The following is a 25,699-nucleotide window of genomic DNA, read 5'->3' on the forward strand; positions in this document are numbered from 1 at the left end:
CTAATAGTAAAGAAAGTCTAGAATAACAGACTCCAATTTCCTATTCAGTTCATAAACTCTAGTCTGGACAAGCCTGTAATCTAGTTTTTTCCTCCTAAGGAAGCTAGCTAGTTTCTTTAGTTCTATGAAATCTTCCTCTGTAACCAAGTTCTTTCTCCGTAAAACAACAGCACATTTAGACGTTACCGCACCAGCCATAACGGCTCCATTAACCAGAGAGTCAAGCGCGCTTTCTACATCTGCGTGAGAAAGCATACAAGAATGCTCCGGGTGAGTATGTAGTGATGTTATAGATGATTGTATAGATGGAATGGAAACGTGGAACCGTTCTCCCTCAAGGTAAACCAATCTGGAGTCGGATAGATATAGCAATACATATTCTACACCGGTTTGATTGGTGTTCAAAGAGTATTTCCTTAGCAAAGAGGAGTCGTAGAGAAACGGTATCTTGTATACAGCTTCCATTAATTCCCTGTAACTTCTACCATCACCTTCTAATCTCCGGAAGATAATCGAAGTTTTCTCGTTTATTTCCACTTTCTCCTCACCTCCTCGCCCTGGAAAAGGGGATATGTATACTATGAAGTTATCAGGAGGCAAGCGACCGAATCCTTCTAGGAAATTATAGAGTTCCGGACTATAGAATATGTAGAAGGACGGATCTCTGCCAGATTCCATAGCGTCTTTTTCCATCTTATCTATAATTGCCCAAGCAACGCTTAACACTATACTTCCCGTCGTTACAGTTACTCCCTGTTCCTTCAATAAACTCCCCTCTAAAGAGAATTATAGTATATCTGTTATTAATGCCGTATTATATGAGAATGGTTCTTTGAAGGTTGGCTGGGCAGTGACGGAGAAAGGCTTAGGAGAGTTATGGGAGACCGTTAAGGAGGATTTAGAGAAGCTAGTCGAATGCTATGAGAAAGTGAATAAGGTAACTAGTCTAGGGCAGATATCGAGACTTAGACGTATAGCTGTTGGAAAAGCTGAAGTAAAAAGGAAAACTGTACTTGATGCAGGAGCCGGCCCTGGGTACATAACAGCTGAGGCTCTCAAACAAGGCGCAGTAATAGTATTCACTTTGGATCCTTTAGAGAGGATGATAGAGGAAGAATTAAGAACTCTATCTGATTATTCCCGCGTTAAATACGAGCCTATACAAGGCGTGTTCGAAGAGATGCCGTTGAAAGATAATAGTGTAGATGCTGTTGTATCAAGCTTCGCTTTAAGAGACGCCTATGATCTAGAGCGGGCTGTAGGTGAAATAGCTAGAGTATTGAAACCTAAGGGAAAAGTCGTTATACTAGACTTCTATAAACCTGAATCCCGTACTAAGGCTAAACTCATAGAACTCTATCTAAGAGTTGGCTTTCCTATTCTTTCAATACTTGCCGGATGTGCAAAACCTAGCTTATACACCAACCTATACAAGACTTATAGGAAACACTTAAGCGGAGAAGAATATGTGAAATTGTTTAGAAAGCATTTCAGAAAAGTCCATATCGAAACCAGAATGTTCGGTGTAATGATTCTTGAAGCCTCCAATAAATATTAGATGGAATTATCTTTTGCTATTGTTGCATACATATTTAATGTAGTCATAAATTTGGGGGCAGCAAGAAGATGCCTTCATCTCGGCTGCATCCTTCATACTAGAATATATAGTATTAACACCGTAGCCTATAGAGAAATACCTCCTCGCTTGAATACACGTTGAGACATAGTCAGAGACCTTTGCAATACTTGCTTCCAGTGAACTCTCGTTATTATACTCCTCAAATAATTCCTTGATACTTGCATGCAGGTTTGCCCCTTCAACCGCACTAGCCTCCAACTCCTCCTTCAAACCACTCATCCTAGAACTACTCCACTTAGGGATGTCTCCCACAACAGATTCAGCAAGATCATGGATCAACGCTAATACGCTAGCCTTCAATGGGTCAACAGTTATTCCATAATCATTTAACCTGTAAGCTAAATCTAAGGCAATAACAGCAGTTTCAAACGAGTGCTGAGAAACGTTTTCAGCTATAGCAGAAGGAACCCCTCTTTGCATCCACCCGGTTCTTGCTAACCACTTCAACGAACCAGCAATCTCTACAATATCCATAATAACACACCAAAAAGAACTCTAGTCTAGGACGCCCTAAAAATATAGGGTTAAAAATACAAGAATATAGGGGGAGACCGGGCTGGCGGCCTACGGGCTCTAAAGGCCTGAGGAAACTTCACCCTCCCCACGGTAATGGGACCCCGCGAGGGGTACGGGGAGACCTGTGGCAATGCCACAGAAACGGCACGCCCCCCAGGAGATGCCTGTGAAGCAGAGAGGCGGGCTTGGCAACAGGCCTGTAGTAACCTGCAGAGCACCCTGGGGGAAGCGATGAAACGGGCAGTCCCCCACGGAGCAAGGCTCCCAGCTAATGAATAACCGTGAAAGGCTGGGGAGACCGCAGAGTCGAATGCCGCCGCAGTACAGAAGGTGAGTTATAGCCCGGACTCCCCCCAGGGAAAACATAGACTATCCCAGCTAAAGAGGCGACAACTACATATAGACGAGGTGGTAGGCCGGTAGCTCAGCTTGGAAGAGCGCCCGGTTGGCATCCGGGAGGCTCGCTACAGGTTTATCAAGGGATTTTTAGTGAACTTTTGATAACGCTAATATGTAATAGCCCTATAACGATATTAGAGATTGGTGACGTATGCCAAATACAGTGTAAAACAATATTATGATATCCTAGCTTGGATGCTGAAAGGGTGTATGAAAACGTATAAAGTTTAATCTTCAATGATTATAAATAAAATCTTAATATCCATAAAAATATCAGGTGTAGAATTTTGAGCACAGGAGAAAATGTGAATTGGGCGTCAGTTTCTGCAATAGGTAACACTGGATTCGCATTCGCACTCTTCATAACTGGGTTTACATACACCGGCCTTGTACCCTTCACTGACTCACTTGGTATCCTGATATTCACACTGCTCTGTTTGATAGGCCTTGGATATTTCCTAGCATCAATAATAGAGTTGAGAAACAATATGGGGTCTACAGGGTTTGTGATACTTGTTTGGAGTCTTTTCGGTTTTATAGCAGGTTTCGTATATCTTTTCACATATGCCATACCAATTCTATCACAGCCGTCTCCAACAACTTTCTTGATGTTTTGGCTCTTTTGGATATTTATGGCCTTGGTTTCCGCAGTTGTCCTTAAGCCTTTAGGAAAAATGATATCTGCTAACCTCTACTGGCTTGCTATAACATTCGCGTTCCTCGCTGCTGCTGCTTATGGGAACACTATAGTTATATTCACAGCAGGCATAATTTCTCTCGCTCAATCATTATATAACTGGTATCTGACTGCTGCTATTATCATTAATAACACATACAGAAAGAATGTCATACCCTTAAAATAACATTCTTTTTTTAACAAAATCCGAAAACATGCCTATATACGAGCTTACCAGCTTATTAGGTAATTCAAATGGTGATCGATATTTAAGTACATTTTAATATTAGCTAAATTCAAGTACCTTTTGAATAACAAGATTCTAATGGTTATACCTAAACAAAACATTTCAACTGGTGAATCTAAATCGAGAGGCTTTAGACTTGATAGAAAATGCTGTAAATCTTTAAAGCCTTCCAGCCTTTCAGATAGAAGAAAATGGAAGAGTGGGCCGGTAGCTCAGCTTGGAAGAGCGCCCGGTTGGCATCCGGGAGGCCCCGGGTTCAAATCCCGGCCGGTCCACCAAACTCTAGTGCTTCTCAAATTCCATATTTGTTCTCAGGTATGAACATCTTATTATTCCAGCAAATAACGGTTAACGTGACGGTTAATCAAGACTTTAACCTTGAAAAATATAAGCTTTAAACTCGATACTATTAATAAGATGATAAAAATGCCTACTTTTGTAGTCTTTTCAAAGCTAACAGATAAAGGAGCAGAGACAGTTTTCCAGAAACCTGTGAGAGTGAAAGAGGTAAATAAAGAGCTTGAGAACATGGGTGTCAAAGTTATCCAGCAATATGTTATGCTGGGCGAATGGGATTTCCTTAACATAGTAGAGTCTCCTGACGAGAAAACCCTCCTATCAGCCCTGACGAATTTAAATATGCGGGGTACCATAAGAACAGCTACTTTGAGGATAATCCCTGTAGATGAGTATATAGAGGCTATATCGAGGAAAAAAGTGTAACAGAAGTTGTTCTTTGTAATCCATATATTTTTTATATCTTTAACAATATGTTCCTGTAACGATCCCTGGAATTAACCTTATATTCCACGGGTTACATATATCTAATTGACCCCTTCCACAGAATTCAACTATTTGTGAGGTGAATAATTGTGGCATCCGCGATTGTACTTATAAATGTAGAAATAGGAGAGGAAGAGAATGCCTTCAACAAACTAAAGGAGATCCCAGAGGTAGATGAAGTCTATATGGTTTATGGAGTCTACGACCTGATAGCGAAGGTCGAAGCTCCAGATATGACTAAACTAAAGGAAATAATAGCTGACAAGATTAGGAGAATGCCAGCTATTAGAAGTACACTTACAATGATGGTTGTTGAGGGATACAAGAAAGGCTAATCTCATAAGTCTTTTTCCTCAAAAGATAAAAGGATCTCTCTTCTAACAACATATCCGACTTTTAGTAATTTTATAGTAGCAATACGGGGATTTATGATTGCCTGATAAGGTATCTTTTTTGAATATAGGTCTAGATGACATAGATACTCCTGGTGGAGGCTGTACAACTCATCTAGGAGCACTTCTAGCAGCATATATTATAGAGTATAAGAAATGCAAGCTACTCGATTATCCTAACCTAGTTAGATTAAACCCCGGTATACCATGGAAAACCCGTGGTAATGCTTCGGTAGTCCTTCGAATTGATGGATCCTGCGATTCATCAATCAATGACCTCATGGAACTAGCATCCAGTTTTGTAGACTTTTACCAGGGTAATTGCAGGCATAGAAATAGCAGCCCTGGAATAGTTGTCTACGAAGGATACCCGTGGACTGGTGATATTAGAGATTTTTATTTTAGAACCCTCACTGATGTTGTTTTATTAGATGATGCTAGGAACTTCATGGAGAACCATGGAATCTTATATAACAAAGGAAGAGGTGTAATAGGAGCCCTAGCAGGTCTAGCAGCTTTAGGTCCAGGTGATCCTTATACTTTTGAGTTGTTAGCCTATAGAGATCCGGAGTTTTGGGGGAAGAAGAGAGTTATTGGGTATCGTAATGTGCTCGAATATGACGTGTTAACCGGGGAGTTAACATTCTCTAATATCGATCCTACAAAAAAGACTCAAATAATAACGCCACACGGCCCTGACCCTACTTATTTCGGTGTAAGAGGAACGGATCCTGAGAAACTTGTCCTAGCACTAGAAAAAATAAAGAGAAATGAGCCTATCCACGGGTGGTGTGTATACCGGACAAACCAGGCAACCTCTATACATGAAAAAAACATAAGTAAGCCAAGATATTATAGAAGCGGTAAATACGATTGCAAAATCACAGATCATCCGAAGAAAATACCTGGAGGACATATAGTTATAGAAGCGACCTGTAATAATACACCTGTAAACCTAGCATTCTATAGAGAATCATATCCCCTCAACAAACTAGCAGCAATGCTATATCCAGGTGACCATGTAACAGTTACAGGATCTGTAAAACAGAGATCAACAAGTAATTATCCAACCATTACCGTAGAAGTCCTATACATCGAGAAACTAGCTGTAAAAACTATAGAAATTACACCCAGATGTCCCAAATGCGGAGCCAGAATGAAATCAAAAGGATCCAACAAAGGTTATGCATGCCCTAAGTGCGGATATTACGATAGAAAAGCTGTTAAAATAAAAATCTACATTCCCAGAAGCGTTTTACCAGGCCGTTATACACCTATACATATGGCTCATCTAGTTTCACCTAACTGGCTGAATGTTCCTACTCTCAGAAAATTCCCAGTTGAGATTATTAGCGGTTTCTGCAAAAAACTCGTTAACTCCCCAGTTAATCACCCCTCTGTTTCTAATGGATCCCACTTGTAAATAGGACTCGGAGCCCCCTGTATTTCTAATGGAATTGCTTTAGCCTATCTTATTTTATAGAGGATGTATTATGTTTGTTTTTGTATAATGATCATATTAACATTAAGTATTCAATAATAATGTGTGTAAGCCAATGATTCACATACTTATCTATTCATATTTATATTCCATATGAAGGTAATGGGTGCCAGGCTAGATCCTCTTTAATTCATATCAGTATATTGGCACAATCATAGTAATACTGTTATTCTATGCCAGGCCCCTCTGTTTCTAATGGATCCCACTAAATAATCATTCTTTGTTGGGAGATAAGCTTCATAAATTACTTGATAACAATATTCTAACAGGCGGTTTAATTTTGTATGTTGAGATAGTGTTTCATGGTAGAGGAGGACAGGGCGGTGTAACTGCTGCAAATATCCTTGCTGGGGCAGCTGTTAGAGAAGGCAAATGGTCACAGTCGTTTCCTCATTTTGGAGCGGAAAGGCGTGGTGCTCCTGTGAGGGCTTATGCTAGGATAAGCGATCAACCTATATTGAGGCATAGTCAAGTAACTAAAGCGGATATATCAGTGGTTCTCGACAGTGAACTTTTTAGTCTCGCAGATATAGTCAGTACTGTAAATAATAATGGTATCATAGTAGCGAACGCCCCTATAGATTTCAAAGCAGAAGTTAAAGGATCTCAATCTTTGTACTGCGTAGATGCTATGGGGATTGCAAAGGAACTGAAGTTAATTGTGGCAGGATGGCCGGTGGTCAATACAAGTATGTTGGGAGCATTGGTAAAAGCTACATCTGTAGTTTCTCTGTATAGCATTTTAAGTGAAATCGAATCTTATTGGCCTGGAAAGCCCGGTGAGCTTAACGCTGAAGCTGCTAGAAGGGCATTTGAGCGTACTATTAAATGTATATGAGTAGTGGTTTTATCCTCTTTTTATGATACGATAATTGATTTAGATGTGAGGGGGTTAGTTTTGAGTTATAAGATAGAAGAGCCTCAAACTCTATTTATCGCACCTTTATCCAAGCCTGCTCCAGGCGCTGTTGGAGAGACGGGTACATGGCGTAATGAAAAACCTGTGATAAATGAGGAGAAGTGCGTGAAATGTCTTTTATGCTGGCTTTACTGCCCTGAAGATGCAATTCTACGGAGAGAAGACGACATGGTATACATAGTATATGATTACTGCAAGGGATGCGGTATATGCTCTAAAGTCTGTCCCGTAGATGCTATAGAAATGGTACCTGAGAGGTGACAATATTGGTTGTTAAGACTATAACAGGAAATAAAGCAGTTGCATACGCCGCTAAGGCTGCTAGAGTGAAGGTTGTAGCAGCCTACCCGATAACTCCTCAGACAACTATCGTCGAGACTTTAGCAGATATAATTGAGCATGGAGAACTTGATGCTAAGATGATTAGAGTGGAAAGTGAACATTCAGCTCTTGCCGCTACATTAGGAGCCGCTACAACGGGATCCCGAAGCTTCACGGCAACATCAAGCCATGGACTGCTTCTTATGCATGAAGTTGTATGGTGGACTGCGGGAGCGAGAATCCCAGTAGTTATGTCCGTGGTAACTAGAGCTATAGGGCCGCCTTGGAATATACATGTAGACCATAATGACATATGGGATCAGAGAGATGCCGGGTGGATTGTAAGTATAGCTGAGGACAATCAAGAGGTTTTCGACCTTACATTACAGGCCTTCAAAATTTCCGAGGATCCTAGGGTGTATCTACCAATGATAGTGGGTCTTGATGGGTTCATTCTATCACACACAGTAGCACCGGTAGATATCCCAGATCAGGATAAGATAGATGAATGGTTGCCGGAAAGGAGGCAACCTTATGTCATAACGCCAGAGTCTGGAGTTGTCATGGGGAACCTAGCTACAGATGAGGATTACTATATGATGAGATACTCTATTCAAGCAGCTATGGTGGAGGCTAAGAAGGTGATAAGGGAGATTGACAAAGAGTTCGGTGATTTTTTCAGTAGAAGCTATGGTGGGTTGGTAGAATGTTTCCATTGTGAGAATGCAGACTATAATATTGTGATATCAGGCTCGTGGTCCGGAGATGCTAAGGAGGCGGTGCTTAGATTAAGGGACGGGGGCTATAGTGTAGGGGTTATGAGAGTTAGATATTTCCGGCCTTGGCCTGATGAGGAAATACGGGATCTGTTATCCAAATCTAAGGGAGTATTGTTCGTAGATAGGAGCATTAGCTTCGGCGGAAAAGGACATTTGTTTACAGAGTCTGTAACAAATCTACCTGCATTAGCTAACTTACCAGCTATTAGAGGAGTTATAGCTGGTCTAGGAGGAGTGGATATGGGATCTGAAGAGTTCTATGATCTCACTAAGAATTTCATTGAAGAAGTAGAAGAGAAGGGGCGGTTCTATGATCCATTGTACTGGTATATTCCTAGTGTTTACAGGGAGAAGTATAAGCCTAGGCTCCCAGGTTACGAGCTAGCTCATTATAGGAGGTGAATGACATGCCGGTTAAACTGCGTGATTTTCCTCGGATACATTTTAACATGCCGGGCAACGCTGCTTGCCCCGGGTGTCCTGAAAGTATGGGTTTAAGATACGTGAAGATGGCCCTCGGTGATAAGGCGGTATTGGTGATACCTGCAGGTTGCAGTAGTGTTATACAAGGCATATCACCTAAGTCCGGAATAAACTTCCCGATACTAAATATAGTGTTTGCAGCTGCAGCTGCAGCTGCTTCTGGTATGAAAGCGGGATTTGAAATGCTAGGCAGGGATGATGTACAGGTAGTAGTATGGGCAGGGGATGGTGGGACAGCTGATATAGGTTTACAGGCTATGAGTGGAGCAGCAGAGCGTGGAGATAACATTATCTATATTTGTGTTGACAATGAGGCTTATATGAATACTGGCATACAGAGAAGTGGAGCAACACCCTACGGAGCGTGGACAACTACTACATGGACTGGTAAAAAGGAACACAAGAAGAATGTTCCTTTCATAATGATAGCACATGACGCACCATATGTTGCAACAGCCAGTGTTGGATATCCCCAAGACTTTATAGAGAAATTGCGGAGGGCTGCGAGTGTTAAGGGATTCAAATACGTGCATTTACATGCTCCATGCCCCGTAGGGTGGAGGTTTGATCCAGCTTTAACACCGGATATAGCGCAATTAGCCGTTAAAACAGGGTTATGGCCGCTGTTCGAGTACTATAATGGTTCATTAAAGATAAGCAGTTTCAGTAGAATGTATAGGAACAAGCAGAAAAGAACTCCTCTAAAAGAGTACCTGAAGCTTCAAGGCAGGTTTAGGCATCTAAAGGAGGATGACATCAAAGTTTTGGAAGCATATATTGACAGGCTTTGGGCTTGGCTTGATCTTCTTGAAAAAGCGCCACACCCTAGTGATGAAATGAAACAGTTTGTAAAAGAAGGCAGGTAAAAGTATCTATAGGGATCCTTCTTTTTATGATCGATTCCATTACTAGTGTTTGGTAGACTGGGAATATCATGGTGTTTTCCTTGGGAGATAAAGGCAAGGTTGCGGCTGCAAAATTAGTTGCTGAAGAGTTTAAGGACGCAATACTAAATGCAAATGTCATAGGAATAGGGACAGGATCAACTATTTCTCAAATTATAAATGTGTTTATCAATGAGGGTTTACTTGAGGGCAAGACTATTGTTCCAAGCAGTATTGATACTACTATGAAGTTGTCATCTAAAGGTGTTCGTATAATTCATCCATCTTCTGTTACTATGATAGATATATATTTTGATGGAGCAGATGAGATTGATCCCTTCGGTAATATGGTGAAAGGGAGGGGTGCAGCTCTGTACGGAGAGAAGATGCTTGCATATAAATCCAAGGTAAATGTGTTTGTTGTCGATGAATCAAAACTGGTAACTAAGCTGGGGTCTAGTAAGCCTGTTCCACTGGAGGTTAATTGTTGGATGCTTGGTACGGTTGAATTATTGTTGAGTAGGATGGGTTACTGTTACGAGTATAGGAAAGGCGGGAAGGATGGACCTGTAATAAGTGATTTCGGCGGAGTAATAATTGATGTTTATACAGGCCCAATGGAAGATCCATATGATGTCGAGGAGAAGCTTCTTTATATTCCAGGTATAGTAGAAACCGGCTTATTTCTAGGTTATACTGACTATGTTGTTGTGGGTTGGGATAAAGGTGGAGGAGAAGTTAGAAGATACTCAAGGTCTAGAGGAGTTAATTACAATTAATGATATGAGAGGGTCTCTAAGCGATTTAGACGAGGTAGACAAAGCTAAGATCGGTGAAGCATTGGCGGGTAGACGTTTTGCAAAGATACATGCTGATCCTGATATTTTCGTTTATCTAGGCCTGGACGAGGATTATGTTTTATTGAGGGATACATATTGTTCCTGTAATGGTTTCTTCATTCAGGTGCTAGGTGAGGGCAAGAAGAAGCATTGTAGTCATCTTGCAGCTCTTTATAGTATTGGTAATGATTATGTTGACTTATCCCAAATGTTTAGCGTTAGTGAGCTCTTCACAGTAATCCTCGAAGTATTGTATAACAAGAGATCCAAAGCTCTAAGACGATTAGTTTATGGTGTAGAAGAGCTTGCAGAATAATGAGTCAGCTATGTATAAAGGTGCCTTTGGCCCTGTTAACAGCATCCTCAAGGTGTTCTAATGATCCTATAACAGCCCAATTACCTGTTTTCTCAACGAACTTGATGCACGCCAATATTTTAGGACCCATGCTTCCAGGAGGGAATTCCCCGTTCTCATATAATTCTCTTAGCTTAGAAACGGTTGTTTTTCTAAGTAACTCTGCATTAGGAGATCCGTAGTTTAAGTATACCCCCTCTACATCCGTGGCTATCACTAGCCCGCCGGCTCTTATGCTTACGGCTAAGACCATAGATGCTAGATCTTTGTCTATTACAGCTTCAACACCTTTTAGTAAGCCGTTCTCTTCTACTACAGGAATTCCCCCTCCACCACTTGCAACCACTATATACCCCTTGTTCAGAAGTGTTTGTATTACAGTATGTTCAATATTGAGTCTAGGCATAGGGCTAGACACTACACGCCTATATCCTCCTCGTGGATCTCTCTTCATTACCCAGCCTTTTTCTTTAGATAATTTTCTAGTTTCCTCATCAGTATAATACGAACCTATGAATTTTGTGGGATTAGAAAAAGCAGGATCATTATTGTCTACAAGTACTTGGTTAACCAGTGAAACAATTTTTCTTTTAAAACCATGTGAAACCAATTCGTTGCCTATTGTTTGTGTTAACATATAGCCGAGCCATCCCTGAGTCATCGCTGTGGCAACATCCATCGTTAATGGGGGGCGTTTATTTCTCATAGCCTCCGTCCATTCAAGTATGATTCCTACTTGTGGGCCGTTTCCATGTGTTACAACAATGTTATAGCCATTAGAGTAGAGGTTTGCTATTTGTTTTGCGGCTATTCTAACGTTCCTCCACTGGTATTCCGGCGTGTTAGGCTCTCCCTTCTTAATGAAAGCATTTCCTCCTAGTGCTATAACCAGTGTTTTACTCAAATAATCTCGCCACCAATATTACTGTGTTTGATACTATGACTAATAATCCCTAGAGTGTTCATTGCTTCTAGTTAAATGGAAAAAAGAGTGTTATTCTAGTGGGATTGTTTGTACAGTAATTTGAACAAAACCATTTGGTAGGCGAGCCCAGAGAACACTCCTATATACCAGCTTAACGGGTTGGGGAATACTAGGAACCCCAAGCTTTGCAGTTCTCCCCTGATCCAACTGTATATGTATGACGTAAGGATTGCTAGTATAAGGGAAGTTACACCTGCCCAGTTAACATTATCTAACCATTTCTCACCCGTTCTCATGTAGAGTTCTTTTTCACTATACTTCATTCTCTGAAGTATGTAGTAATCCGCAAGCATGATGCCTGCTATAGGCCCTAGTATAACTCCATAGTTTGATGAGAAGCTTGTAACATAGTTAACATAATCTTGTCCCTTATCTACAGCCCACCATGGTGCTATTAAGAATCCTATTATGCCTGCTACTAAAGCTGCCTTCTTAAGTGACAGCTTGAAAGATGCTGTCAAGATATCTATTATTGGTGGAATGTTGGCGGTAACATCTGTTGAGAATGGGGCCAGAAAGGCGAATAGTTCTCCTAGTATCAATGCAATGGTTCCAGGTGCAGCTACCATTACAATATCCTGAGGAGTGACTATTCCTTTTCCATACAACGTTTGCGTGTATAATATTAGGTAGTATCCGAGAAGAGTACCGAAAACCTGCGCTGCAACAATGCCGACTAAAGGCCCTCCTACAAGGCCTTCCCAAAGGGTTTTAGAATTCTTTTTCAGTCCTCTGGATAAGTCTGAGATGTTGAGAGCTACTGTTGCCCACCAGTTAGTTTGTACTGCTATATATGTCATGAAAGCTGTGCTGCCTACCCCAACTCCGGTAGGGATAATGACGTTGATGTTTTTGCCATGTAAAAACACAAGTAGCCATAAGAAGTATAGCAGTAGAAGTGGACCCCCATAATTTGCAACATATCCTATTCCCTTTAACCCTCTTGAGGTTACTATTACAGCTAGAGCTATATATGCAACTAGTGCTATTATAACATATTTATAAGCCATACCAACAACTTGTGTTCTTTCAACGCCTAACGCCCAAAGTGCTATCATAGTTATTGCCAGCGAACCACCATATGCCTCCACTCCGAGCCAGCCTGCACCTACTATTCCTCTTAGAAGCACAGGTAAATGTATTCCCTTTCTTCCGAAGGAAGGCCTTAACTGTACTGGAAAAGGTATTCCATATTTCCACCCCGGGTACCCGTTTAGAATCATTACGATTGTCGCTGCAAAGTTCCCTATAAAAGCACCTATAGCCGCTTCTATGGGTGTTAAATTTAGGCCTTCCGCTATTGGTCCTAGGAAGAACATTGCTAGGCAAGTATTCATTGAGAACATCATGAACCAGAAAGTCAGGGTTCCATACACCCTTTCGTTATCAGGAATAGGTTTGAGCTCAGGGTGTTCCTCTCCCGCCCAATTCGAACAGGACTCCATAATACCCTTCGCAAGATGGTGATAGGTACATTATTTAAATTTTTTGTTTATTGGTTTATACATGCAAACATCTTTTATAATCACATATATTTATACATGAGAATTATTCATTGAAAGCATTGTTATATTATCTATCTATAAGGTTTTGAATATTAATAGATGGGAGGGAGTTAGAGTTAATGGGAGCATTGAATTTCCCTGAAATAACTTCGCTTGCTGCACTATTGTTGTTACTCATGATTATAGTATATGTATTGTTGAACTATAGGGAATCCTCCCGGATCTTAAGAAAATATAGTGAAGCTATAAAAATGACGATGAATATCGAAGAAGTAAAGCAGTTTATTTCCTCTCATAAAGGGATAAGGGTACAAGTGGAAGAAATCAATAACATTGTAGAAATCTATTGGGTAGCACATTCCAAATATCCATACATGTTTATAGAGTTTGATAGATCTCGAAACAAGATTACGGGTGTGTTTCTAATCGAAACAAAAGAAGATGAAATGAAAGCCAGAAGCGACGGAACATGAGAAGACCTCTAACTTTTAGGTGGTGGGCCCGCGGGGACTTGAACCCCGGACCTCCGCCTGTCTTAGGTTCCAGGGCAGTCTTCTATTGTCACCCTAGACCCCATGTAAGGGCGGCGTCCTAACCAGGCTAGACGACGGGCCCTCATCCAAAGGTTTGGTGCGGGGGGTGGGGTTCGAACCCACGCAGGCCTACGCCATCGGGTCCTCAGCCCGACCCCTTTGACCAGGCTCGGGCACCCCCGCTTATCCTTGAATTCCCATTATTATTCCTTAGGTTTTTATTGATTGCCTATAGCTTCTCGTATTTTACCACACCTTCTCTTTTACCGGCTAAAACTCTATATGTAGGTATAATGTTCCGCGGCTTGTTTGCTTCTGCAGCTTTTATTTTTCTAACAACTGTATTTTTGGGGGGCACCCCGATTCTTTCAGGATCTTTTTCAGCTACTTCTTTAATCTCTTTAAGTATATCTACATATCTTTCTATGTTTTCCTTTGTCTCGCTTTCCGTGAACTCTATCATAAGTGCTTCTCTAACAATTAAGGGGAAGTATATGGTTGGTGCGTAGAATCCATTATCCAGTAAATATTTTGCGACGTCGTCAGCAGTTATCCCATATTTTTCTTTGAGAGGATAGGCGCTTATGACTATCTCGTGCTTCCTGGGTCTTATAGGATCATAGGGTATGGTATATCCGTCTATTCCCTCGATTAGTTTCTTAAAATAGTTGGTATTCAGAGTACTTATAAGTGCGACTTGTCGGAGTCCTTTGCCTCCGAGAGATTTGATATATGCATATGCTTTGATATCCACTGGTATATTGCCGTAGAATGAATGCATATAACCTATACATTTCTCACAAAATTGATCTAAGTAGTATCGTTTGCCTCGTTTTTTAACTATCGGTTTCGGCAGATATTTTACCATTTCTCCTTTAGCACAAACAGCTCCTCCTCCTGGCCCTCCCCCACCATGAGGAGTTGAGAAGGTTTTATGGAGGTTAATATGTACAGTATCGAACCCCATATCACCTGGTCTTGCAATTCCCAGTATACCATTAAGGTTAGCTCCATCGTAATATAATTTGCCTCCTACGCCATGTATTAACCTTGATATTTCAAGGATATCCTTCTCAAAGACTCCAAGAGTATTCGGGTTAGTAAGCATTATTCCAGCAGTATGAGCTCCTGTTATAGACTTAAGCGCCTTCAAGTCAACGGTTCCCTCAGTATTAGAGGGAATCGTTATTACTTTAAACCCAGCCATCCTAGCACTAGCAGGATTTGTGCCATGAGCCGAATCCGGAACAATCATCTCATCACGGTTGAATTGCTCAGTATCAATAAGGTATTTCTTAATCATTAAAGCTCCAGCAAGTTCTCCTGAAGCTCCTGCTGGAACTACAAGAGAACATTCATCCATTCCTGTTAATAGAGCAAGCATTGACTGCAGTTCATAAAGTATTTCGAGAATACCTTGAACATCTTCATCTGGCTGCAACGGATGTAGCCAGGTTGTTTCATCTCTATTAGCCAAGTCTTCACTGATTTTTGGATTGTATTTCATGGTACAGCTACCTAGTGGAACAGGGCCTAAGTCAACGCCATAGGACATTTGGCTCAATCTGGTATAATGCCTGGCTACCTCCACTTCACTAATCTCAGGAAGCTTTAGCACATTATGCCTCTTAGCATTTTCAGGCAGTTCCACGGGGAGATCTTCCAGGTCATCCTCTATTAATATCCCTGTCTTCCCAGGTGACGAATATTCATAGACTATTCTCTCATTCCAAAGTGCTTGCCTCCAAGGTTTATCGTCTAGGTTGTTCATCTCAGGTCACCTCCTTAATACTCTCTGTTAACATTTTCAAATCCTCTCTACTGTGGATTTCACTAGCACAAAATAGTGCGTGACGCCGGTATTCACTCCAATATTGACCCAGGTATAATCCTGGAAGAATTCCTTTACTTCTAATATTATCTTCTATCAAACGGTAATTCATATTGAACAGTATCGGGATTCTCTCAAAATAATATCCGCTATTAGGTATCATACCAGGGTCTATGCCTGCGAAAAGATCAGACATGTACTTAGTTTTCTTAAGTATAATCTCTCCTATTTTAGTGAATCCGTTCTTCCCCAGTAGAGCCATGAAGACGGCAGCACCTATAGTAATCAGTGCTTGATTAGTAGTAATGTTGCTTGTAGCTCTCTCCCGCCGGATATGCTGTTCTCTGGTTTGGAGGATCATTAAGTAAGCACGATTACCCTCTAAATCCTCTCCCAACCCTATTATTCTTCCAGGCATCTGTCTAACAAGCTTGGAATCCCATTTAACAGCTATTATACCTAGCCCATACCCCCCGTAATTCAATCCTAACCCTAGACTTCTCCCCTCTCCTACAGCTATATCCGCACCGTATTCTCCTGGAGGTTTTATAACACCTAAAGATAAAGGGTCAGTTAAACTTATTACCAGAGCTCCCTGTTCATGCGCGATTTCCGCTAGTTCATTTGCGTTCTCACGTATTTTACCAGTAAATGTAGGGTTATCTATGACTATCGATGCAATATCACCGGTTTCTAATGATCTCTTAAGCTCCTCTGATTCAAGCCCTTCTACATAGATTATTCTACCATTTATACCTGACAAGTATGTTTCGATTACTCGCTTGTAAAACGGGTTAATATATGAGTCTAGGATAACGCTATATTTTCTTTTTACACGAAAACTCATCAGTATAGCTTCTGCTAAGGCAGTAGCTCCATCATAATGGGAAGCATTTACAACATCTAATTCGAATAGATCCGCTATCATACTTTGATACTCAAAGAAGGCTTGCAATAAACCCTGAGATATTTCCGGTTGGTAGGGAGTATATGATGTATAAAATTCTGCTCTTTCCATTACATGCCGAACAAGAGCAGGGGTTATATGAGGGCAGGGAGGCCGAAATATCTTGTTCAGCGGGTATACTCGATTGAATGACATTTTTTCTCTAACAAGAAGACTAACCCGGTATTCATCTATAGGATTGCCTATAGAATCAAGTTCATCCTCTGGTAAAATTATCTCTCCTGGAAGATCTCTGAATAAATCCATCACACTGTTTACTCCTATTTTTATAAGCATTTCACTAATAGTATGAGGAGAAGAGTTAGGCATCCACGGATGAGGCTTCAAGACAAGTACACCCCCTCCAATAATAGATAAGCGTTCGGCGGAATATTATAGAAGTATACCTTCATGTAAATACATTATACTCCTTGGAGTAAAACCCGGTTTATATCACTCTTTAACATTTATATTACCTACCTAACTAACTGTCTAGTCGGATCCAACTAATTTGCATAGGTGAATCGTTTTGGTAGATTTCGAGTTCTCAGAGGACGAGATTAGATTCCGTGACAGCGTAAGAGAATTTGCCAAGCGCTATATAGAGCCTAAATGGATCGAAATAGATGAACAAGGGAAAATCCCAATGGATCTCATAAGGAAGATAGCTGACCAAGGATTATACGCTATACCAGTTCCAGAGGAATATGGTGGAATGGGCGGTACAATGGTTATGGCTGCTCTAGCTGTGGAAGAAATAGCCTACCATGATCCTGCGGTTGCTATAGCTGTATACACGCTTCTCCAAAACGGCTGGCCCCTTGCACTAGCACTGTTTGGTCAGGAAGAGGCTAAAATGGAGATACTCCCCAAGGTAGCTTCCGGGGACGCGTTCTTTGGAATAGCGTCAACAGAACCTCAGGGAGGTAGTGATGTAGCCGGGAATAAGGTGGTTGCTAGGAAAGTAGGTGGCAAATGGGTTATAAACGGTGAGAAAGCATTCATAAGCGGTGTAAGGGAGCTACAAGAACTCCCAGAAGGGGGAGGATTCTTCCTAGTAGCTAAAACAGAGAAACCAGGATGGAGTCATACGAGAATAACTGATTTCGCAGTCTTACCCAAATGGAATGGTAAAATAAGAGAAGAATGGAAGCCTACGGTTTATGAGGAAATAGGTAGGCACGGGCTTTCCACAGGAGGATTCACTCTTGAGAACTTTGAAGTGGATGATAAATACAGGATAGGCGATGTCAATAAAGGATTCTACCTAGTTCTACAAGGCTTTAACATTGCCAGAATATTAGTCTCTGCAGCGACGATTGGAAGCGCTAGATGGGCTCTTGACAAAGCTAAGGAATGGCTCACTACTAGAAAACTATTCCAAGGCAGGCCTATAGCTAGTTTTGAAGGAGTAAGCTTCCGTTATGCAGAGCTTTATACAAAATTAGAGGCAGCAAAGTACTTCACATACAAAGCAGCTTGGATGGCAGACAACACTTACCTAACAAAGAGCCCTAAGTTCAAACCGCAGGACGTTAACCTGCCTGTAGCTATGGCAAAGATGATGGGTCCTACAACGGCAACAGAAGTCTATACTGAAGTGCTCAAGTGGTTTGGTGCATACGGTTTTACTAAAGATTGTACAGCTTATAGAGGATGGCTTGGAACGTTCTCATATACTATAGGAGCAGAAGGAGCCCAGAATATAATGAAGTATATCATAGCTAGAGATACGCTAGGTAGTGACGCAGTCAGAAACGTTTGGGTCAAAGAAGAAGACTAAACTCATTAATTCTCTCCTCTTTTTATTTTCTCAATGGTTCTTAAACATATGGGGGTTTAGGTGTGAAAGTACTAGTAGCTATCAAACTAACATATGATATTAACCAATTGAAATTCGAGAAAGATGGGACACCACTCCTTGATGCTTGTCCTAAAGTAATGGGAGAGGCTGATAAGTGTGCTATGGAGGAAGCTGCAAGGCTAAAGGAATCCGGTAAGGCTGGAGAAGTAGTTGCTCTAACTATAGGATCATCTAAGGAACACCAAAGAATGCTTAAAGACGCATACGCCATGGGGGCTACAAAGGCTGCTTTGTTCAAGGTGGATGACCCGGATACCCTCTCAGCGCTATCAGTTGCCAACATTATAGCAGCATTCGCCGAGAAAACAGGTCCCTATGACTTGATATTACTTGGATCAGGAGCAGGCGACACTCACTCCTCGATTGTAGGCCCTATTGTTGCATCACTGCTTAACACTCCTCTTCTAGCTAATGCAGACAGGGTAAGTGTGGAAGGCAACAATGTTACTATAGTTTCAACTTTAGAAGACGGACAGTATAAGTTCACAAGTAAAACACCGGTAGTAGTAACTGTTACGAGCGAGGCTAATGAGCCTAGGATTCCTACAATACGTGATATATTAAGATCTAAGAAGAAGCCTATAGATGAGGTTTCACCCGAGGACATAGGAGTGAAACTTGCGATGATAGATCTGGTTGAGATTAAGAAGTACGAGGTGCCTCGTAAGCGTGTGAAAATAGAAGCTACGGACAACGTGGAAGAAGCTATAGATCAACTCATTAAGACTCTGGAGCAAGAGGGGGTTATCTAGGGTGCCTAACGTTCTAGTTTATGTGGAGGAATCCTCTTGGGGTAAGCAACTTTCAACTGCTGCTAGGGGAATAGGTACAGCCGTTCTTTACACTCCTAGCAAAGAGGTTGTAGGAGAATTAACAGGTTACTACGAGAGGCTTTACTATAGCACCTTACAACACTTTGACCCCATGGTTGTATCCAAAGCTATACAAGAAGTGCTGTCAAAAGAGTCTCCTAACGCAGTATTGTTTCCATGTACCAATAAGGGAAGAATGATAGCAGGATTACTTGCAGGAAGTACTGGGTATGATATTGTAACGGACACGGTTTCACTTAAATCATCAGCAGACAGATTCGAAGCCATTAAGCTAACCTTTGGTGGAAATGCATCTGCAACACTGAAGGTGAATAAACCTATAATAGCGTGCATAGTAAGCGGTTCCTACAAGGAGTCAGAGCCTAGTGATTCGAAAGGAGAAGTGATAGAAGTAAGTACCGGAGAATATTTACTGTCTGTAGAGTTTAGCCCGAGGAAACTAGAAGGCGTTGATCCTTCTAAAGCAGATATAGTTGTAGGTGCAGGTAGAGGTGTTAAAAAGAAAGAAGACTTGGAAATGATAAAAAAGCTTGCTGATATTCTCGGAGGCGCTTGGAGCGTAACCCGCCCCCTCGCCGCTGACTACGGTTGGGCAGACACTTGGATAGGCATCTCCGGATTGGTTATAAACCCTAAGCTCTATGTAGCGATAGGCGTTTCCGGTCAGCCTCACCATACTATGGGAGTTAGAGGGGCCAGGATCATAGTGTCTATAAACAATGATGAATCAGCACCTATATTTGAAGAGTCAGACTACGGTGTTGTCGGTGACTTATATACTGTTGTACCGATTCTCATCGGGAAACTGAAGGAAAAGAAATAATTTCTCTACAACTCAATAATTCCAACTCCACTACAAGGGTAGGCTAACATTGTCCGAGAAATTCGATGTTGTGGTGATAGGAGGAGGCCCTGCTGGGCTTAGTACAGCTTGTTTCCTAGCTAAAGCTGGATTTGAGCCTGTCGTAGTAGAGAGAGGCCAGGAACCTGGAGCAAAAAACGTGTTTGGCGGCCGAATATACTCCTATGTACTTGACAAATATTTTCCGGGGTGGAGAAAAGAAGCACCTATAGAGCGCTGGGTTAGAAGAGAAAAGCTCAGTTTGTCATGTAGAGAAGATACTGTAACTATAGATTTCACGAGGAAGAAACCGTTAGTAGATGAGGAATATGATAGTTTCACTGCTTTTCTAAGTAAGTTTGTAGGCTGGATGGCAGAGAAAACTGAAGAAGAGGGTGCTATGGTTCTAAGTGGTAGTAAGGTGGATGATATTGTATTTGATGAAAACGGCCTAGCTACTGGAGTTATCGCTGATGGAGAGAGGATTGACGCTGACTATATAGTGATCGCTGAAGGTGTTAACACTCTTCTCAGTGAGAAACTTGGTATTAGGGAGAAACCAGCGCTTGAGACCACGGCTTTAGGTGTCAAAGAAGTGATTAGATTAGGGAGAGAGGAAATAAACAAGCGGTTCGGAACAGAAGACTGGGAAGGTATAGCACAATTCTTTGTAGGCGATCCTCTCAAAGGGGTTGCAGGCGGGGGCTTCTTATATACCATGAGTGAATATGTGACTATAGGCGCCGTTGTTAGACTCTCAGAGGTTAACAAGAGAGAATTAACGATGAAGGACGTAGCTGAGCAACTAAGACTGCATCCGGCAATATATGACTATGTTAAAGGGGGTGTTCTAATGGAATACTCTGCTCATCTAACAAGAGAAGGAGGTTTAATGGATATTTTAGAGAAACCATATGGACCGGGGTATCTCGTGGTCGGAGATGCAGCAGGTTACATACTGAATACTGGTTTCACTATTAGAGGTGTAGACATGGCTATAGAGTCAGGAAGATTGGCAGCTGAAACGATAATCAACGCTCATAATGAAGGTAGGAGAGACGAGGAAGCATTATCCTATTATAAGAAATTGGTTGATGAAAGCGTGATTGGAAAAAACTTGAGGGAATATAAGAATCTACCTAAGTTCCTAGAAAATGATCTTCTCTATAAGGATCTGCCAGAGATTATGTGTGAAGTTTTCAACACAGCATATACTACGAATGAACAAGTTAAGAGAATCTACCCTGTTCTAATGGACTCTCTAAAATCCCATGGTCTCAGCTGGTTCACTCTGTTAAAAATGTTATTAGAGGTGAGGCGGGCAATATGAGCGTCAAAGAACTACCGGAGAAACCCTTAACTGTGGAGAAAAGACTCACTCTAACGAAGTTTGAGATATATGAGAAACCTCACATTATCGTTGATACGGAAAAATGTGAGAGATGCGAAGACAAGCCATGCCTAAACTCTTGTCCCGCCGGGCTATATAGCCTCGATGAGAACGGGAAGCTACTGTTTATATATGAAGGATGCCTGGAATGCGGTACTTGTAGAATTATATGTCCGCATGAAGCTGTATCATGGAGCTATCCACCCGGAGGATACGGTGTCTGGTATAAATTTGGTTGAAATCAATGGCAGGTAGTTTTTTGGGACCCGATACATCTAGCCTTGCTGAAGAAACTTATCTTGAGCTAATGGGTTTTTCCTTTGAATCCGCACATTTAACTCATACTAAGGAAAAGGGAAGCTATGGACTTCATGGGCATACATTTAATGTAAAACTAAGAATATGGGGGGAACCTGACCCTGATACATATATCATAGTTGATGTATCTCTGGTTAGAGAAATACTAGAGGAAATTATACAAGAATTCGATCATAAAGTCATAATTGGAAGCAGTCAGACTGAACTGCAATCTATGCTTGAAAGACTTAGCTTACAATATGCAGTTCTCCCCTATCCGCAGGCTTCTATGGAGGCGTTATCTAGACATATCGGCAGGCTTCTATGGGAGAAGCTTGGTAGTAACTATAATGTAAAAGCAGTTGAAACATGTGTATCCCAGGGATTAGAGGAGTATGCTTGTTATAAGATAGGTATTTGAAGGTTTTACCGTCTACCCAGTTTCCTCGCTTCTCTTTCCGTTTCTCTTAGCATTAAGATGTCTCCTATCCTCACTGGGCCGAGAACGTTTCTGGTTATTATCCTACCCTTATCCCTCCCTTCTAGTACTCTAACATGTACCTGTGTAACCTCTCCTGAGACACCTGTCCTCCCGATGAGTTGAATTACTTCAGCCGGGTATCCAAGCTCCTCTATTATGCTATCTTCTTTCTTACTCAATTCTAACACCTGTCCATCCACTGCTATACAATCAATGAATAATACCTGGGGATAAAAACTTATTTAAACTATGTCTATTGAACCGTTCACTCCAATTGTGCTTTCAAGTATCAATTATTATTGAAGATTATCAGGCGCGGTTGAATTCATCAAGGAGTATTCGAAATTGAAGCATAACACTCAAGGGAGAACTTCGAGTTTCACATAACAGCCATAGGCTATAGTGGAAGGAAGGATAGAGTTATTATTAACTAACCATTTCCATGAAATACAAACTATTACTTGACAAGATTCTTGGAGAAAAGCAGAGGCATGCAGCTAGAGCGGTTATTAAGGATTATGATGCTAGGAAAGGCAGAAATGGGTTCACGGGGAGATATAGATAGTATACAGTATCCATAGGCTTCTACCGCAAACACATGATTTCTTGAGAACCCAGATAGTCTAGGTGGACTCAAGCTCTTGTGGATTAAGAATGGTAGAAGGCTTCACAGAAACTACAACTGGAAGGCAGCATCGTTATATGCTATTAATGTAAGATATGTAGACCCTAGAGGAGAACAAAGCACTCCAAGAAACATAATACAACGAGGAAATACGGACTTGACAAGCCTACAGCTTCAGCATATCTCATTACCCTTAGGTGTATAGAAAGACATAATTTAACACAAAAAGTTATAATCTAAAGTTTCTGCTTCCCATTATAGTAGTTGTTAAGGTGATAGGAATTGCCCAAGGAGCAGGTATGTGCGTTCTGCGGTAAACCAATCGAGCCTGGGACCGGAATAAAATATGTCACCCGCCGAGGGAATATCTTATGGTTCTGTTCAAGCAAGTGTATGAAGAACTATCTCGTATTGAGGAGAAACCCGAGGAAACTAAAGTGGACTAAGAGCTATGGTATAAGGTGATATTCCATGGCTCTCCAGAAAACCTTTGTTATGATTAAACCTGATGCTGTCGAAAGAGGATTGGTTGGGGAGATTATTTCTAGGTTTGAGCGTAAGGGTTTTACTATAAAAGCATTGAAAATGGTCAAACTAACTAGGGAGAAGGCGGAAGAATTGTATAGCGTGCACAGAGACAAGCCATTTTTTAATGACTTAGTAGAATTTGTGACAGGCGGTCCTGTGGTGGCAATGATATTGGAAGGTGATTCTGCTATTGATGTTGTACGAATACTCGTAGGCTCTACTGATGGAAGGAAGGCTGTTCCGGGAACTATAAGAGGCGATTTCGCATTATCTATACAGGAGAATGTTGTTCATGCATCAGACTCGTATGAAAGTTTCAAAAGAGAATATAGAGTGTTCTTCTCTCCCGGGGAGATAGAATAGTCACTTTTCTATTAACCGAGTAAGTTTTTTCTGTAAGAGCCTATATACGGGTCTTTCACTCTTCTTGATTTCAAGTATATCATTTAGAATCATCAACTCATCTTTAGATAGATCTTCCATATGTTTCTCTATCATTTCCCTTATATGATCTAGTGGAACATCCGTATACAGTACATCTCCTTCAAGCAAGTGTCTACCAACCATAGATTTACCCTTAATTGAGATAGCTACAGCCATTCCTATGGTAGCTTCGTCTAGGGAAGATTCTCTATCCCGTATACCTGAAATTTCTCCGATGACTCTACTGTCTTGTCTAATCAGTTTGTATCCAGACCTTATTCTGCCTCCTATAACCTCTATTCCCACTATTATAGGGCCGCTTCTCCTGAAAACATGTCCTGGTAAGACTCTAATTTTCCCTGGCAAAACCAATCTGTTGAGTTTTTCCAGTTTTTCTATTTCCTTCTCTCGTTTAACCCAATCTTCATATGATTCCAGTAATCTATAGATAACAGTATCAACAAAAATAGGGATACCTCGAAGTTTAGCTTCCTCTTCGGCTTCGGATGTGGCCTTTACATTAAAGGCTAAAATAACACCTAGATAACGGTCATGTTTCTTTGTTATGGATGCATCTATAACGTCGTTTCTTGTAACGTTCCCTATATCAGCTGCCCTGACATTTATTCCCTGCTTCTTTAAGGCAAAAGTAAGTGCCTCCAGCGTCCCTAGAGTATCTGCTTTGACGATTACTCCTTCTTTATCTGTTTTTATTAGAACAGATCCAACGTCTTTCATCACGATTTCACTCAATTTCCCCGCATCGTCATAGTCGTTTGCTACATAGAGTGGTGCGCCAGCTAGAACATTGTCTAGTTCGGGAGCAGCTATCTTAACTCCGGCAGCAGCGGTAGCTTCGTCTACATAGATGAATTTACCCTCATGGCTCCGTATCTCTTGAAGCGGTCTTGGCATAAGTAATGCTTTGACTCTAGTTATAACCGGCCCATTTAGTCCTCCTATAACTATTATGTCTCCCTTCCTAAGGATTCCATCGTATATTATAACATCTAACGTGGTACCTAGACCGGGTTCTTCTTTGATCTCTAAAACTACACCCTTAGCAGGTCCTTCAACATATACTAGTTTCTTTGCTAAGTACTGTTGTACCAGTCCTGCTAGGACAGTTAGTAACTCAGGAATTCCTTCTCCAGTTCGGGCGGAAACAGGGACTATAGCAAACGTTTTAGTGAAGTCTTTGATTTTTAAGAAGAGGTCTGCAGGTAAACCTAAGTCGTACATTTGACCGATCAGTTCATATATCCTGGTTTCGAATAGAGATTTAACATCTTCTGTCTGCATTTTATATGACTGGATGAATGGTGAGTTCGGATAGGACTTCCATCCAGGCACCCTATCAACTTTGTTTGCAGCTATTATAAAAGGAACACGCCTTTGTCTAAGTATATCTATAGCTTCATATGTCTGGTTTTTGAATCCCTCCATTACATCAACTACTAGAATAGCAAAATCTGCAACGCTACCGCCTCTTTTCCTCAAGTTGCTGAATAACTCGTGGCCAGGGGTATCAATGAAAAGAAGGCCAGGTATCCTTAGTTTTATTGGAATAATGTCCTTCAGAGGCTCAGCGATCTGTTCGATAACATCAGCTGGTACAATACTAGCTCCGACATGCTGCGTTATTCCACCAGCTTCTTTTACTGCAACAGCAGTACCCCTGATTTTATCTAAGAGCGTTGTTTTCCCGTGATCCACATGCCCTAGAACAGTTACTATCGGCTGTCTGAGCCTTTTCTCTATATTACCCTCCATCTTAATCACCCTGCATGAAGTGTTTTATGGAAAGGATTTATATTGACTGCATCAAGGAGATAATTCATGCTGGCCCCCGCGGCCCGTATACTAGTGGGGACCGGTGGTGTA

The 25,699-nt window shown here is 41.3% G+C and carries 29 protein-coding genes, 3 tRNA genes and 1 other RNA gene; 23 read left to right on the forward strand and 10 right to left on the reverse strand.

Translation table 11 applies throughout. From position 1 onward, the window contains the following. Positions 1 to 765, reverse strand: coding sequence for a hypothetical protein (locus F7B60_04795; GenBank protein ID MCE4614827.1), 765 nt, complete (start codon positions 763 to 765; stop codon positions 1 to 3). Between the two features lie 67 nt (positions 766 to 832). On the opposite strand from F7B60_04795, the gene F7B60_04800 reads away from it, so the two are divergent. Beyond that, positions 833 to 1,558, forward strand: a complete 726-nt coding sequence (locus tag F7B60_04800) for a class I SAM-dependent methyltransferase (protein MCE4614828.1) — start codon at positions 833 to 835, stop codon at positions 1,556 to 1,558. Positions 1,559 to 1,564: 6 nt separating this feature from the next. Here the strand turns inward: F7B60_04800 and F7B60_04805 are convergent, their stop codons facing one another. Further along, positions 1,565 to 2,113 (reverse strand): HD family hydrolase, encoded by a 549-nt coding sequence (locus F7B60_04805; GenBank protein ID MCE4614829.1) that lies wholly within the window; start codon positions 2,111 to 2,113, stop codon positions 1,565 to 1,567. A gap of 73 nt (positions 2,114 to 2,186) precedes the next feature. Between F7B60_04805 and rnpB the strand changes: the two genes are divergently transcribed. The 12 genes from rnpB to F7B60_04865 all read left to right on the forward strand — a co-directional run bounded on the left by rnpB (position 2,187) and on the right by F7B60_04865 (position 10,694). Further along, an RNA gene (gene rnpB, locus F7B60_04810) (RNase P RNA component) lies at positions 2,187 to 2,505 on the forward strand. 336 nt (positions 2,506 to 2,841) lie between these two features. Next, the gene (locus F7B60_04815; GenBank protein MCE4614830.1) at positions 2,842 to 3,417 is read left to right on the forward strand and encodes a hypothetical protein; all 576 of its coding nucleotides are present in this window, start codon (positions 2,842 to 2,844) and stop codon (positions 3,415 to 3,417) included. A 261-nt stretch (positions 3,418 to 3,678) separates the two neighbouring features. Then, a tRNA-Ala gene (locus F7B60_04820) sits at positions 3,679 to 3,755 on the forward strand. A gap of 148 nt (positions 3,756 to 3,903) precedes the next feature. After that, the gene (locus F7B60_04825; protein ID MCE4614831.1) at positions 3,904 to 4,200 is read left to right on the forward strand and encodes a GYD domain-containing protein; all 297 of its coding nucleotides are present in this window, start codon (positions 3,904 to 3,906) and stop codon (positions 4,198 to 4,200) included. Between the two features lie 149 nt (positions 4,201 to 4,349). After that, positions 4,350 to 4,595 carry an Lrp/AsnC ligand binding domain-containing protein gene (locus F7B60_04830; GenBank protein ID MCE4614832.1) on the forward strand — a complete coding sequence of 82 codons (246 nt, stop codon included), beginning with the start codon at positions 4,350 to 4,352 and terminating at the stop codon, positions 4,593 to 4,595. 97 nt (positions 4,596 to 4,692) lie between these two features. Further along, positions 4,693 to 6,075, forward strand: a complete 1,383-nt coding sequence (locus F7B60_04835; protein MCE4614833.1) for a tRNA(Ile)(2)-agmatinylcytidine synthase — start codon at positions 4,693 to 4,695, stop codon at positions 6,073 to 6,075. 355 nt (positions 6,076 to 6,430) lie between these two features. After that, entirely contained in the window at positions 6,431 to 6,991 is a 561-nt protein-coding gene (locus tag F7B60_04840; protein MCE4614834.1) for a 2-oxoacid:acceptor oxidoreductase family protein, read from the forward strand. Positions 6,992 to 7,051: 60 nt separating this feature from the next. Further along, a complete protein-coding gene (locus tag F7B60_04845) occupies positions 7,052 to 7,333 on the forward strand; it encodes a 4Fe-4S binding protein (GenBank protein ID MCE4614835.1) in 282 nt (93 codons plus the stop codon). Further along, a complete protein-coding gene (locus F7B60_04850; protein MCE4614836.1) occupies positions 7,330 to 8,574 on the forward strand; it encodes a pyruvate ferredoxin oxidoreductase in 1,245 nt (414 codons plus the stop codon). The genes F7B60_04845 and F7B60_04850 overlap by 4 nt, the downstream gene beginning before the upstream one ends. 5 nt (positions 8,575 to 8,579) lie before the next feature. Beyond that, positions 8,580 to 9,521: a pyruvate synthase subunit beta gene (locus F7B60_04855; protein MCE4614837.1), complete on the forward strand. Its 942-nt coding sequence runs from the start codon at positions 8,580 to 8,582 to the stop codon at positions 9,519 to 9,521. An 80-nt stretch (positions 9,522 to 9,601) separates the two neighbouring features. Beyond that, on the forward strand, positions 9,602 to 10,318 hold the full coding sequence (rpiA, locus tag F7B60_04860) for a ribose 5-phosphate isomerase A (GenBank protein ID MCE4614838.1): 717 nt from the start codon (positions 9,602 to 9,604) through the stop codon (positions 10,316 to 10,318). Then, positions 10,266 to 10,694 (forward strand): hypothetical protein, encoded by a 429-nt coding sequence (locus F7B60_04865; protein MCE4614839.1) that lies wholly within the window; start codon positions 10,266 to 10,268, stop codon positions 10,692 to 10,694. Before rpiA ends, F7B60_04865 begins: the two co-directional genes overlap by 53 nt. 4 nt (positions 10,695 to 10,698) lie before the next feature. Here the strand turns inward: F7B60_04865 and arcC are convergent, their stop codons facing one another. Both arcC and F7B60_04875 read right to left on the reverse strand, forming a co-directional pair. Then, positions 10,699 to 11,637, reverse strand: coding sequence for a carbamate kinase (arcC, locus tag F7B60_04870; protein ID MCE4614840.1), 939 nt, complete (start codon positions 11,635 to 11,637; stop codon positions 10,699 to 10,701). A 95-nt stretch (positions 11,638 to 11,732) separates the two neighbouring features. After that, a complete protein-coding gene (locus F7B60_04875; protein ID MCE4614841.1) occupies positions 11,733 to 13,163 on the reverse strand; it encodes a cytosine permease in 1,431 nt (476 codons plus the stop codon). A gap of 179 nt (positions 13,164 to 13,342) precedes the next feature. Between F7B60_04875 and F7B60_04880 the strand changes: the two genes are divergently transcribed. After that, positions 13,343 to 13,696: a hypothetical protein gene (locus F7B60_04880; GenBank protein MCE4614842.1), complete on the forward strand. Its 354-nt coding sequence runs from the start codon at positions 13,343 to 13,345 to the stop codon at positions 13,694 to 13,696. A gap of 20 nt (positions 13,697 to 13,716) precedes the next feature. On the opposite strand, the gene F7B60_04885 is transcribed toward F7B60_04880, so the two are convergent. From F7B60_04885 to gcvPA, 4 genes are all read right to left on the reverse strand, one after another. Continuing rightward, a tRNA-Val gene (locus tag F7B60_04885) sits at positions 13,717 to 13,838 on the reverse strand. A 13-nt stretch (positions 13,839 to 13,851) separates the two neighbouring features. Beyond that, positions 13,852 to 13,939, reverse strand: a tRNA-Leu gene (locus F7B60_04890). A gap of 46 nt (positions 13,940 to 13,985) precedes the next feature. Further along, a complete protein-coding gene (gcvPB, locus tag F7B60_04895; GenBank protein MCE4614843.1) occupies positions 13,986 to 15,527 on the reverse strand; it encodes an aminomethyl-transferring glycine dehydrogenase subunit GcvPB in 1,542 nt (513 codons plus the stop codon). Position 15,528: 1 nt separating this feature from the next. Then, positions 15,529 to 16,881: an aminomethyl-transferring glycine dehydrogenase subunit GcvPA gene (gene gcvPA / locus F7B60_04900; protein MCE4614844.1), complete on the reverse strand. Its 1,353-nt coding sequence runs from the start codon at positions 16,879 to 16,881 to the stop codon at positions 15,529 to 15,531. 181 nt (positions 16,882 to 17,062) lie between these two features. Here gcvPA and F7B60_04905 point away from each other — a divergent pair, with 181 nt between their 5' ends. The 6 genes from F7B60_04905 to F7B60_04930 all read left to right on the forward strand — a co-directional run bounded on the left by F7B60_04905 (position 17,063) and on the right by F7B60_04930 (position 22,179). After that, on the forward strand, positions 17,063 to 18,316 hold the full coding sequence (locus tag F7B60_04905; protein MCE4614845.1) for an acyl-CoA/acyl-ACP dehydrogenase: 1,254 nt from the start codon (positions 17,063 to 17,065) through the stop codon (positions 18,314 to 18,316). A 62-nt stretch (positions 18,317 to 18,378) separates the two neighbouring features. Continuing rightward, positions 18,379 to 19,149, forward strand: a complete 771-nt coding sequence (locus tag F7B60_04910) for an electron transfer flavoprotein subunit beta/FixA family protein (protein ID MCE4614846.1) — start codon at positions 18,379 to 18,381, stop codon at positions 19,147 to 19,149. Position 19,150: 1 nt separating this feature from the next. Then, complete coding sequence (locus tag F7B60_04915) at positions 19,151 to 20,053, forward strand: electron transfer flavoprotein subunit alpha/FixB family protein (protein MCE4614847.1); 903 nt, start codon at positions 19,151 to 19,153, stop codon at positions 20,051 to 20,053. Between the two features lie 49 nt (positions 20,054 to 20,102). Continuing rightward, positions 20,103 to 21,401 carry an FAD-dependent oxidoreductase gene (locus F7B60_04920; GenBank protein ID MCE4614848.1) on the forward strand — a complete coding sequence of 433 codons (1,299 nt, stop codon included), beginning with the start codon at positions 20,103 to 20,105 and terminating at the stop codon, positions 21,399 to 21,401. Beyond that, complete coding sequence (locus tag F7B60_04925) at positions 21,398 to 21,700, forward strand: ferredoxin family protein (protein ID MCE4614849.1); 303 nt, start codon at positions 21,398 to 21,400, stop codon at positions 21,698 to 21,700. The genes F7B60_04920 and F7B60_04925 overlap by 4 nt, the downstream gene beginning before the upstream one ends. Positions 21,701 to 21,705: 5 nt before the next feature. Then, positions 21,706 to 22,179, forward strand: a complete 474-nt coding sequence (locus tag F7B60_04930; protein MCE4614850.1) for a 6-carboxytetrahydropterin synthase — start codon at positions 21,706 to 21,708, stop codon at positions 22,177 to 22,179. Between the two features lie 5 nt (positions 22,180 to 22,184). Here the strand turns inward: F7B60_04930 and F7B60_04935 are convergent, their stop codons facing one another. Then, positions 22,185 to 22,427 carry a 30S ribosomal protein S28e gene (locus tag F7B60_04935; GenBank protein MCE4614851.1) on the reverse strand — a complete coding sequence of 81 codons (243 nt, stop codon included), beginning with the start codon at positions 22,425 to 22,427 and terminating at the stop codon, positions 22,185 to 22,187. Positions 22,428 to 22,880: 453 nt separating this feature from the next. Here F7B60_04935 and F7B60_04940 point away from each other — a divergent pair, with 453 nt between their 5' ends. The 3 genes from F7B60_04940 to ndk all read left to right on the forward strand — a co-directional run bounded on the left by F7B60_04940 (position 22,881) and on the right by ndk (position 23,755). Then, positions 22,881 to 23,069 (forward strand): hypothetical protein, encoded by a 189-nt coding sequence (locus F7B60_04940; GenBank protein ID MCE4614852.1) that lies wholly within the window; start codon positions 22,881 to 22,883, stop codon positions 23,067 to 23,069. Between the two features lie 77 nt (positions 23,070 to 23,146). Next, complete coding sequence (locus tag F7B60_04945) at positions 23,147 to 23,329, forward strand: 50S ribosomal protein L24 (GenBank protein ID MCE4614853.1); 183 nt, start codon at positions 23,147 to 23,149, stop codon at positions 23,327 to 23,329. 6 nt (positions 23,330 to 23,335) lie between these two features. Beyond that, positions 23,336 to 23,755 carry a nucleoside-diphosphate kinase gene (gene ndk / locus F7B60_04950; protein ID MCE4614854.1) on the forward strand — a complete coding sequence of 140 codons (420 nt, stop codon included), beginning with the start codon at positions 23,336 to 23,338 and terminating at the stop codon, positions 23,753 to 23,755. On the opposite strand, the gene infB is transcribed toward ndk, so the two are convergent. Continuing rightward, positions 23,756 to 25,588 carry a translation initiation factor IF-2 gene (infB, locus tag F7B60_04955; protein MCE4614855.1) on the reverse strand — a complete coding sequence of 611 codons (1,833 nt, stop codon included), beginning with the start codon at positions 25,586 to 25,588 and terminating at the stop codon, positions 23,756 to 23,758. Positions 25,589 to 25,699: the final 111 nt, after the last annotated feature.

The organism is Candidatus Tiamatella incendiivivens (assembly GCA_015522635.1).
Classification (GTDB): domain Archaea; phylum Thermoproteota; class Thermoprotei_A; order Sulfolobales; family Acidilobaceae; genus Tiamatella; species Tiamatella incendiivivens.

Bases quoted from the DNA above. Each gene is read 5' to 3' on its own strand.
- infB (MCE4614855.1), bottom strand. From the start codon at position 25,588: ATGGAGGGTAATATAGAGAAAAGGCTCAGACAGCCGATAGTAACTGTT.
- gcvPB (MCE4614843.1), bottom strand. From the start codon at position 15,527: ATGAACAACCTAGACGATAAACCTTGGAGGCAAGCACTTTGGAATGAG.
- F7B60_04825 (MCE4614831.1), top strand. From the start codon at position 3,904: ATGCCTACTTTTGTAGTCTTTTCAAAGCTAACAGATAAAGGAGCAGAG.
- F7B60_04930 (MCE4614850.1), top strand. From the start codon at position 21,706: ATGGCAGGTAGTTTTTTGGGACCCGATACATCTAGCCTTGCTGAAGAA.
- ndk (MCE4614854.1), top strand. From the start codon at position 23,336: ATGGCTCTCCAGAAAACCTTTGTTATGATTAAACCTGATGCTGTCGAA.
- F7B60_04880 (MCE4614842.1), top strand. From the start codon at position 13,343: ATGGGAGCATTGAATTTCCCTGAAATAACTTCGCTTGCTGCACTATTG.
- F7B60_04855 (MCE4614837.1), top strand. From the start codon at position 8,580: ATGCCGGTTAAACTGCGTGATTTTCCTCGGATACATTTTAACATGCCG.
- F7B60_04875 (MCE4614841.1), bottom strand. From the start codon at position 13,163: ATGGAGTCCTGTTCGAATTGGGCGGGAGAGGAACACCCTGAGCTCAAA.
- F7B60_04925 (MCE4614849.1), top strand. From the start codon at position 21,398: ATGAGCGTCAAAGAACTACCGGAGAAACCCTTAACTGTGGAGAAAAGA.
- F7B60_04805 (MCE4614829.1), bottom strand. From the start codon at position 2,113: ATGGATATTGTAGAGATTGCTGGTTCGTTGAAGTGGTTAGCAAGAACC.